General features: G+C 67.4%; 5 protein-coding genes. 1 reads left to right on the top strand and 4 read right to left on the bottom strand.

Annotated features, from left to right (window positions below; genetic code table 11):
* Positions 1-177: 177 nt before the first annotated feature.
* The gene (locus ABFX45_RS45930) at positions 178-705 is read right to left on the bottom strand and encodes an NsdA family TPR-like regulatory protein (RefSeq protein WP_346137384.1); all 528 of its coding nucleotides are present in this window, start codon (positions 703-705) and stop codon (positions 178-180) included.
* Positions 706-861: 156 nt separating this feature from the next.
* Between ABFX45_RS45930 and ABFX45_RS45925 the strand changes: the two genes are divergently transcribed.
* Positions 862-1,236: a hypothetical protein gene (locus ABFX45_RS45925; protein WP_346137383.1), complete on the top strand. Its 375-nt coding sequence runs from the start codon at positions 862-864 to the stop codon at positions 1,234-1,236.
* Between the two features lie 452 nt (positions 1,237-1,688).
* On the opposite strand, the gene ABFX45_RS45920 is transcribed toward ABFX45_RS45925, so the two are convergent.
* The 3 genes from ABFX45_RS45920 to ABFX45_RS45910 form a co-directional block, all read right to left on the bottom strand.
* Complete coding sequence (locus ABFX45_RS45920; RefSeq protein WP_346137382.1) at positions 1,689-2,387, bottom strand: HAD family hydrolase; 699 nt, start codon at positions 2,385-2,387, stop codon at positions 1,689-1,691.
* Entirely contained in the window at positions 2,381-2,575 is a 195-nt protein-coding gene (locus ABFX45_RS45915) for a hypothetical protein (protein WP_346137381.1), read from the bottom strand. The genes ABFX45_RS45920 and ABFX45_RS45915 overlap by 7 nt, the downstream gene beginning before the upstream one ends.
* A partial coding sequence (locus ABFX45_RS45910; protein ID WP_346137380.1) for a prenyltransferase/squalene oxidase repeat-containing protein occupies positions 2,572-3,553 on the bottom strand: 982 nt, incomplete at its 5' end. The genes ABFX45_RS45915 and ABFX45_RS45910, both read right to left, overlap by 4 nt.

The following is a 3,553-nucleotide window of genomic DNA, read 5'->3' as shown; positions in this document are numbered from 1 at the left end:
TCGCGACAGCCGAAGGGCCTGAGAGTCACTCAGAGTACTGGCTCCGCAAAAGTTCCCGCACCGAGAGAGGGCTTCGTCGAACTACGATCAATCGAATTCGAGTCGAACAGGCGTCCTCGCCGGCCTTAGCCGTGAATAGATCCTGTTCGCGCGTTCCCGGTTCCGCTCCTTCACCAGTCAACTACTATCTGTCATCAGTTGATCACGTGCGAGATGGAGTAGTCGTGAAACGCGGATCATCGCTGCCGCCGACGCCGCCGACGCTCGTCCCACCGGGGCACCGCAGGCCGCCTGGCCCGGCGTACCGAGCCGCGCCGACCCCACTGTCACCCACGCCGGCACGGCGAGAGCGGCGACGCTGTAGGTCGCACCCACGAGCAATGCTCGGCGTTGCGGGTCGATGAGCCTCGCCACGGAATCCCCCCACCACGCGCTCAGGTCGGTCTCGCCGGTCCGGCCGAGCCCGGTGTCATCGACCGTGACACGGCGTCCGAGCGCTCGGGAGAGTCCTTCGGCCACGAGTTGCGAGACAGGTGGCCTCGGTTTGGCACCGGACAGCCACTGGGTGACCGACGCACGCTGGTACCTGAGCGGCAGGCCGGCCTCGGCACCCAGTTCGTTGACCTTCCTGACCAGCGCCTCACCGAACCAGCCCGCCTCGGCCAGCAGCAGGCGGAGCGCGACGTTGGGAACTCGCGACTGCATTCACAGCCCTTCCGGTCGGCGTTTAACACGGCCGAGTTCTTGACGCCTCCGGCGTCGCTGATGGCTTCCCGGCCGCGACCTGCCGGTGCTCACTGATTGTGCCGAGTCAACAGCGGTGCGTATAAGTGACCGATCGGGTTGGAATCGAGGTGGGGCATGAGCCCGCACGAGAGTCATTTCCAGGCGTCGCATCGGGTGTGGCTGCGCACCGAGGAGAACGGCGTGGTGCGCGCCGACCTGATCATGAAGATCTGGACCGGCAGAGGCGACCGGGTGTCGATGAGGTTGTCCCGCGACCACCTCGTGCTGGTGCAGCTGACCGACGATCTCGGGCCGTCCGGTGCCCGATCCCACGTTGTCGCTCGTGTCGCCACGGCACAGCGGGCCACCAGTCTGATGGTCGAGCTGCTGACGGAGATCGAGTCGGATCTGCACGGCCACCACAGCGGATGCATCGAGTTGCATCCCGACCGCGGTCCAGCGCTGATGTTCTTGCTGCGAGGCCATGCGGTGGTTCCGACCGGAACCTGAGAAACCCACGACCACCACGACAACAGGACCGGCGTTCCGGCCTCCCCACCGGCCACACGTGACCTGGGTGTTTCCGTGTGATGTGAGCGGTCCGTCGGCAGCCGGCCTCCGCATTACCTGAATTTGCCGGATATCTGCTCGGAGCCGCCTTCGGTGAACCGTGTCGCGCGGAAGCTCGAATCGTCGCCCATGTGGAAGAACAGGTGTCCAGAAAGTTCGCCGTCCTGTGCCAGGGCGGAGTTTGCGCGGCCGACACGCGCCGGGTTGCACACCCAGCCATCGCAGCGAATCCAACTACATGCGCTTCGCCTTGCACGCCACCGGTCACCAGGCAGACCTCGTCCACCATGGCACCGGCGCGGTCGGGATGACGAGGATCGTTCATGTCTGTGGTCGTCGTTGGCTTCTTCCATGTTGTGCCGGTGCTTCGTGCTTCCGCACACCCCAGCTGGTCAGGTGGCCGTTGCCAACAGCTGGTGCACCAGTGCCAGGACGGTGCCGCGATCGGCGATTGGCCAGCCCGACACCCGCGCGCGAGCCCTCAGCGCTGTGGTGGGCTCGAACGCCACAGGTATGCCCACCAGGTCCAGCAGGTCGGCATCCAGCACCGAGTTGCCCAAAGCCAGTGACCTCGCCCAGTCGACTTCGTGGCCCCCGGCGGCCGACGCCACCACCACAGGCTTGCCCAACGTGGGGACACCGGAGAAGCCTCCCGTGAACACGCCGTCGGCTTCCTCCAGGACTGTGCCCGCGTACCGCTCGATGCCCAGTTGTGCGGCTGCGCACCCGCCCAGCTCCTGCGGGCCGGCCGACACCAGCATCGGTTCCAGTCCCGCGCCGCGGATGGCCGCGATCAGCGGCGGGACGAACGTGAAGACGTGCCCGTGTGCCTGGCTCCAGATGTGCCGCGCGCATGCCTGCACGGCGGCGACCGGCACGCCCTTGACCATGTCCGCGAACAGCTCCCACGCTCGCGCCGCCGCTGTGGCCTGCTCCAGGCCGGTCGGTCCCACGCACGCGAGGAAGTCCCGCAAACGCTGCCAACTATCCGGCTTGCACCAGCCGCGGTTCACCAGCATCTCGGGAAGCGGCCAGCCCAGTGTTCCTGGCAACAACGTGCCGTCGACGTCCAGCGCCGCGATCGTCACCACGGCACGTCCTGTCCGAACGCCGGAACCGTGGATGTCGATCGCGGCGAAGTGACGGAGATGCCCTTGCTGTCGTGCCCGTTCTGGCGGCTCCGGGCCTTGTGCAACCGGGCGCGGTGTTCGGCCCGTACATCGGTGAGCAGGAGGTTGGCGGGGTGTTTCTGGGCCGGGAGGTCGTGCGTCGATGTCATGGATGGACTGTTCCTGGGGCGGCTGCCGGTGGGATGCGTAGCCCGGCGGTTTCAAGGTGGCCGAGGGCGAGCAGCGGGTAGAGGTCGGCGAGGATGGGAACGTCGAAGAGGATCGGGCGCGGCCCTACCGATTCCGGTCGGCAGTGGAATCCGCCGTCCGAGCGTTGGCGCCCGATGAGGTAGTGGGCTCCGCGGGAGAGGGCGTCGTGGGTGAGGTCGTCGTGGTCGACGTGACTGAGGGCGGTCACGGAGAAGGCGCTGCTGATGGGGTCGCTGACCTCGCCGGGTAGCTGTCCCCATCCCCCGTCGGGATTCTGGGTGTCGAGCAGGTAGCGGGAACACCGTGCGCTGAAACGACCGGCAAGGGCTTCGACATCGGGCGCGTCCAAGTGCGGTGCGTGTCGCATCGCGAGGACCGCGCGGCAGATGGCATTGGCGCGGCTGCGGCTCCATCCGGGTTCGAAGGTGCCGTCTGAGTGTTGACGCTCTGCCAGGAACTCCAGGGCGTGGCGCAACGTGCGGGTGCCTTCTGGGTCGCCCGGCCGGATGGCGTTGGCCGCGGCAGCCGTCATCGCCGCCTCGGAGGCAGCTCCCGGGACAAAGGTGGGAAACCCGCCGTCCTCCCCGCGAATTCGCCGCAGGTACGCGAGCCCGGCGGTGATCTCCTGTCGATAACGGCGGGAGTCCGCAGCACGCAGGAACTCCAACGCAACGGAGGTGTCGTCGACATCGGTCTGTGCGACCCCCACGGCGTACCCCCAACCTCCGTCGGGTTGTTGGAGCTTGGCGATGCGATCTGCCAGTTCGAGCAACCGGCCGGTCAGCCGAGGGCTCGTGCCGGCCAGACCGATACCGGCGAGCGCCGTGACGAAGATGCTCTCGTTGCGGATGAAGGGGAAGCCGCCGTCCGCGCGCTGTGCGACCTGAAGCCGGGTGATTCCCCGGCCGACCAGGTCGGAGTGTCCGGGGACGAGGCGC

It is taken from the genome of Lentzea roselyniae, from assembly GCF_039537795.1.
Taxonomy (GTDB): domain Bacteria; phylum Actinomycetota; class Actinomycetes; order Mycobacteriales; family Pseudonocardiaceae; genus Lentzea; species Lentzea atacamensis.
The sequence above is the reverse complement of the archived record's forward strand: the minus strand, read 5'-3'. Positions and strand labels throughout refer to the sequence as shown.